General features: G+C 59.7%; 5 protein-coding genes. 4 read left to right on the top strand and 1 reads right to left on the bottom strand.

Annotation, left to right across the window (positions count from 1 at the left end; genetic code table 11):
• Nucleotides 1-291 precede the first annotated feature (291 nt).
• The 4 genes from H292_RS0110165 (at nt 292) to H292_RS27045 (ending at nt 5,764) form a co-directional block, all read left to right on the top strand.
• Nucleotides 292-1,347, top strand: a complete 1,056-nt coding sequence (locus H292_RS0110165) for a 2,3-butanediol dehydrogenase (RefSeq protein ID WP_020111341.1) — start codon at nt 292-294, stop codon at nt 1,345-1,347.
• 137 nt (nt 1,348-1,484) lie between these two features.
• A complete protein-coding gene (locus tag H292_RS0110170) occupies nt 1,485-2,924 on the top strand; it encodes a GntP family permease (protein ID WP_020111342.1) in 1,440 nt (479 codons plus the stop codon).
• Between the two features lie 117 nt (nt 2,925-3,041).
• Complete coding sequence (locus H292_RS0110175; protein WP_027498727.1) at nt 3,042-4,079, top strand: alcohol dehydrogenase catalytic domain-containing protein; 1,038 nt, start codon at nt 3,042-3,044, stop codon at nt 4,077-4,079.
• A gap of 377 nt (nt 4,080-4,456) precedes the next feature.
• Entirely contained in the window at nt 4,457-5,764 is a 1,308-nt protein-coding gene (locus tag H292_RS27045) for an MFS transporter (protein WP_051127740.1), read from the top strand.
• A 235-nt stretch (nt 5,765-5,999) separates the two neighbouring features.
• Here H292_RS27045 and H292_RS0110190 read toward each other — a convergent pair.
• Nucleotides 6,000-6,273 (bottom strand): integrase core domain-containing protein (locus H292_RS0110190; protein WP_155949786.1); only part of this gene is annotated, 274 nt, incomplete at its 5' end.

Here is a 6,273-nt window from a genome sequence, read left to right on the forward strand (position 1 = left end):
GATAAGGCATCGGTTGGATCGAAGGTCTGGCAACCTGCCCTGCTCCGTGTCGCGCTCCGGTTCCATTGGGGCCACCCTCTTCTCCGCCCAACGCTGTCGATTCGCGGACCTTCGTTTGTATCGCAATGAGATAGTAGCTATCTCATCGTTGACATTGTGGAGTGATGACAGACATACTGATGCTCTGATGTGCACAGGAACACATGTCGTTCCGCAAATCGCTACCGAGGTGGCTGGCCCTCTCTGTCGCCCGGGGCCATCCCGAATCTCGACGAATGACCAGGAGAAGATGTGAAAGCCGCCCGTTTCTACGCTCGAAACGACATCCGCGTAGAGGACATACCCGTTCCCGCCGTGCGGCCCGGCACCGTTGCGGTGAATATCGCGTGGTGTGGAATCTGTGGCACCGACGTACACGAGTATCTCGAAGGACCGATTTTTGTTCCGTCGGCTGATACACCGCATCCGCTGACCGGGGAAGTACCGCCAGTGACGCTAGGTCACGAGTTTTCCGGCACGATCGCCGAGATCGGGGACGGGGTCGAAGGCTTGAGCGTCGGAGACGCGGTCGTGGTCGAGCCCTACGTCGTGTGTAACGAGTGCATTCCCTGTCAACTCGGCAAATATCACCTCTGCACACGCATCGCAGTGATCGGGCTCGCGGGCGACGGCGGTGGACTGAGCGAACGCATCGTGGTCGACCCCCGCTGGGTACACCCAGTCGGGGACATACCGTTGGATCACGCGGCGCTCATCGAACCCCTAGCCGTGGCCTACCACGCCGTAGAACGCAGTGGCGCTCGATCAGGTACGACCGCTCTGGTCGCCGGCGCGGGACCGGTCGGGCTGCTACTGGCGGCGGTTCTGAAGGGCATCGGTGTCACAACCATCATCAGCGAAGTCAGTGCCGCTCGTCTGGCCCAAGCCGCGGAGCTGGCCGATCACGTTCTGAATCCGACCGATGGCGACATCGCAGACCGAGTTCGAGAGCTTACCGACGGAGTCGGTGTGGATGTTGCATTCGAATGCGCCGGCGTCAACGCTGTGCTCGACACTGTTCTCGATGCCGTGCGACCGGCGGGTGTTGTTGTCAACGTGTCGATTTGGGGGTCACGAGCTTCAATCGATATGCAAAAAATTGTTCTCAAAGAGATCGACCTGCGGGGAACCTTTGCGTACGTGAACAATCACCGAGCGGTCATTGCGCTGGTACAGGACGGGAAGATCGATCTCGCGCCGTTCATCACCAAGAAGATCGGACTAGAAGATCTGGTGCAGGACGGGTTGAACTCCCTGATCAACGACACCGAGTCATCGATCAAAATCCTGGTATCACCCACCTTGTAGGCAGTGCGGTCGCGCCACACCCCGAGTTTTCATCGCCCCGGGTAAGAACCGGTTCGATTGGCCCTCGGGTATCCGACGCACCTCCACATGTGCCAGTCGGACCCGCTAGTGCATCTGCAAAATAGAAAGGCAACCTCATGGGTTCCGTCGTCGACTGGTTGCGAACGTCCACACCCGGGCTCCTGGTTCTCTGCGGTGTCGCTATCGCGATACTGCTCGTCGCCATCATCAGAATCAAACTCGAACCGTTCATCGCTCTCCTCATAGCGGGCATCGGACTCGCACTTGCTGCAGGTCTGCCGGTGTCACAAATCGTGGGTACTGCCATCAAGAGCAGCGACTCGCTCCTCGAGACCGGTTTCGGCGGCATCCTCGGCCACGTCGCGGTTATCATCGGACTCGGCACAGTTCTCGGTGCCATCCTCGAAAGGTCCGGCGGCGCACAGACACTGACTGCAAAACTGCTGGGTGTCTTCGGCGATCGCGGTGCCCCGCTGGCCATGGGTCTGCTCGGCCTCATCTTCGGTATCCCGGTCTTCTTCGATATCGGCATCTTCGTCCTCGCACCGCTCGTGTACGTCGCGGCACGACAGGGCGGAAAATCGTTGGTGCTCTACGCGATGCCCATGCTCGCCGGTCTGTCCATGACCCACGCATTCCTCCCCCCGCACCCCGGTCCGGTCGCGCTCGGCGGCCTCCTCGAGGTCAACCTCGGCTGGCTCATTCTGATGGGCTTTGTCTGCGGCATCCCCGGGTTCCTGGCAGCAGGAATCTTGTGGAGTAGCTACATCGGCAAACGAATCTTCGTCGAGGTACCCCCGGATTTCATCAACGACGCCCCCACCGACGGGCCACAGGGCTCGAGCGGCATCGCCGTCGGAACCAAACGATCTGTGGTCACCACACCCCCGTCCGTCGCCACCATCGGTGCCATCATCGCGGTGCCGCTCGTACTGATCCTCGGTGCAACCTTCGGCAACATATTGCTGGGCGAGGGCGATTTGCTTCAGGTCCTGACGTTCTTCGGAACGCCCGCAGTTGCTTTGCTCATCACGGTTCTTATCGCTTTTTACATCCTCGGTATCCGCCGCGGATCGACTGTGCAGGAACTGTCCACGCTGACCGGTGAATCGCTAAGACCGGTGGGCATGCTGCTCCTCGTCGTCGGCGCGGGCGCGTTCTTCGGCAAGGTTATTTCGGCCACCGGAATCGGAACCGCGCTCGCAGACACCATGTCGGCTGCAGGCTTACCGATCATCGTCCTCGCGTACATCATCAGCTGCGCACTCCGCATCGCACAGGGGTCCGCGACGGTTGCCATCGTCACGACCGGCGGCATCGTTGGACCACTCGTCATCGAACAGGACTACTCGCAGATCGCCATCGCCCTCATCGCCATGGCGATCGCCGCCGGATCCATCATCCTCGGCCACGTCAACGACGGCGGTTTCTGGATCATCGCCAAGTTCTTCAACATGACCGTCAAGCAGACACTGCAAACGTGGACAGTGTTGGAGACCGTGCTGTCGGTCGTCAGCTTCGCAGTAGCAGCTGTCTTGTTCACGATCATAAGCTGATCTGCAGCTCCCGCTGGTCAAAATCTGCAGCGGCACTCTGTCCTCACCCGGCACAGCATGGTCTCGTTCGACTGATCGAGTCTCCGCCTTCGCACGAACCTAAAGGAAGTATCAATTATGCCCGAAACCCAGCTAGTTAAGGCCGCGATTTTCACAGGGCTGTCCGAAATGGCTCTGGTTGAAAAAGAAGTCAGGTCACCACGCCTTGGGGAAGTGTTGCTCGACGTCAAGGCAGAGGGAGTCTGCGGGAGCGACTTGCACTATTACCACATCTCGGCGGAGGCCATGGAGTCCCATACTCAACCTCGAAAGCACACAACGACTCCCGGCCATGAGATCGCGGGCATCGTCGAGGCCGTAGGCGAGGGAGTCAGCCATCTAAAGCCGGGTGACCGAATAGCCGTGCAACATTACTCGGGTTGCGGCAACTGCCTGTCTTGTCGAAAAGGGTGGGACAACCATTGCCAGAACAACACCGTATATTCGCTCGACCGAGACGGCGGCTACCAGGACAAAGTAATCGTCGAGGCACGGGATTGCGTGCCTCTTCCCAGCGAGCTGAGTTTCGGAGCGGGTGCCTTTCTAGCCTGTGGTGCCTCAACTGCATATCAAGCGTTGCGTCGGGCTGACATCCCGCTCGGCGGGACTGTCGCTGTCATCGGCCTCGGGCCGGTGGGACTTGCTTCCCTGGCTTGGGCGAAAGCGTTGGGGGTCCGCGCATTCGGGATAGATCCGGTTCCTGAGCGCTTGAAATTCGCCTCAGATCTCGGATTCGAGAGCCACGATTCCAACGATTTCGATATCGCTTCCATCGCACCCGACGGTGTGGATTCGGTGATCGACACTTCAGGAAACATTCATGGCCGCCGGACGGCGTCACGCATCGCGAAAGTCTGGGGCACTGTCGTGCTGGTCGGATTTGGGCCAGGGTACGACATCGATCCAGTTACGGACGTGATCATGCGACAGTCGACGATCAAGGGGTCGTTCGTTTTCAGCATGCCGGTGATGATGGAGGCTGTCGCGGATGCGGTGAAACTAGGACTCGATCTCGACCCCATTCTCACAGTTCACTGTCGCTTGGAAGACGCGCCGGCTGCTGTCGCCGACTTCGCCAGCGGCAGTATCGGAAAAACAACCATCACTTGGCCGTAACTCACCCACGACAACGTGACCGGTGGCAAGACGACGTGGCGCGCCGTCTGAATGCAAATCGTCGCCACATCCTGAACAGGTTCGGGCACATCCTGCCCCCAAGTCCGAAAACCACATCACCAAGCGCATCGATGGTCGAGTTAGACACCGGGGGACTGCATCAAGTCTCGATGTAACTCTCAAAAAGAGTGCCAAGTTCCTCGTACGATCGTCCCCCGGATCCAGAAAGCGCCGCGAACACCGAAATTCATCGGGCTCCGTACGACTCCCTCAAGCCCGCACACAGCTGCTGTAGTGACCACCCCTACGCATCAACCACACCCGCCCACCGTAGGGCGCACCCACGCCATACTTTGGCATTCCCAGAGGAACGTGAAATGACCAGATCTGTTCAGCCGGCCCAGGACGGCGCTACAACCTTGTGGCACCGATTGGGATTACCTCGCCCCCTACTGTTCGGGTATCTCGGCCTGCTCCTATTCATGATCGGTGACGGCGTCGAATCGAACTTCCTCGCGCCATTCCTGCGCGACAACAACGGACTTGACACCGAACGCGTGGGACTTCTCGTCGCCATGTACGGAATCGTGGTCGCATTTGCCTCCTGGCTTTCCGCCGCACTCTCCGACTTATGGGGACCCAGGCGGGTCATGACGATCGGCTTCGCCACCTGGGTTTTCTTCGAGGTGATCTTTCTGACATTCGGTGTCGCCGGGGATAACGAGGTCGTCCTGTTTGTCTCTTACGCATTCCGCGGTCTTGGATACCCCCTGTTTGCGTTCGGATTCCTTGTGTGGATCGCGGCGGTCGCTGACAGACGTCGGCTCGCGACAGCCATTGGGTGGTTCTACGTCATGTTCACCGCGGGTCTGCCGACGCTCGGAGCGTTGGTGGCGTCCAGCACGATCCCCCTCATCGGTGGTTACAACACGTTGTGGCTTTCGGTCGGCCTGGTCGTCCTCGGTGGCCTGCTCGCATTGTTCGGCGTGAAAGAGAAAACCGGTCGGTCCAGGCTCGCCGAACCCGACGCCAAACCATTCGACATCTTGTTCCTCGGTTTGCGCTTGATCGCGACCCGTCCCCGGGTTCTCAGTGCTGTCACCGTCCGCATGATCGCAACGGCGCCGCAGTACGGCTCGTTCGTCTTCTTTCCCGTGCTGTTTGCGGAACAGTTCGGCTTCGGGCTGTCCCGGTGGCTTATATTGACCACTGTCATCTATGCCGCCAACATCCCCTTCAATGTCGTGTTCGGCATGATGGGCGACCGTTTGGGATGGGTCCGTACCGTCCGGTGGTTCGGCGCGGTCTGCGCAGGCGTGAGCATCCTCGGTCTCTACTACCTGCCAGCCTGGACTGGTTCTTACACCGTTGCGCTACTCGCCGGCATCGCCTTCGGCATCTCTCTCGCCGGGTTCATCCCAATCTCCGCGATCATCGCAGCACTCGAACCGAAGCACCCCGGCGCAGCGATGTCCGCGTGCAACGTCGGCGCGGGCTTATCGGTCGCCGTCGGCCCGTTGCTCGTTGCGGTTTTTCTGGGAACGGTCGGAGCCGAGGGCATGGTCTGGATCTTCGCCGGCATGTACGCTCTCGCAGCGCTACTGACGCTTGTCCTTCCCGTGAGCGCGATCCAACTCTCCGCGAGTGAGACCCCGACTCATCCGACCACCTCGTCTACGCACTGAAAGCCACATTGGCAGGGCTCACCAACGGTCCCAATGCACCCACACAGTTGGTGAGCACGGCCGCCTCCCGCCGATGCGCCACCCCGCAGAACTCACGCGACTCGAAGCTATGAGGATTCTTGTCATGTATTCCGGTGCGGTCATGGTTGCTGGCGACTTCGACAATGCCCGAGCGAGCTCACCGGGTCGCGAACTGATCTGCCGTGTGGATTTCGGACAGTGGAGATGACTATCGTCAGGCCGCGATTGCGGGCTGCTGGTAACTGTAGTGGACGTCGTTCGGGAAGCGGTATCCGAGCGCTGAATGTCGACGTCGCGGGTTGTAGAAACCTTCGATGTACTTGACAATGTCTTGTCGCGCTTTGGCTTTGGTGGAATAGATTGTTCGGTAGACACATTCGTTCTTGAGTGCCGCGAAGAAACTTTCGGCCATGCTGTTGTCCCAGCACACCCCGGTCCGTCCCATCGAGGACCGCATGCCCAGAGAACTCACCAGAGCCCGGTAGGCG

The sequence above is a fragment of the Rhodococcus sp. 114MFTsu3.1 genome (assembly GCF_000383555.1).
Lineage (GTDB): Bacteria > Actinomycetota > Actinomycetes > Mycobacteriales > Mycobacteriaceae > Rhodococcoides > Rhodococcoides fascians_E.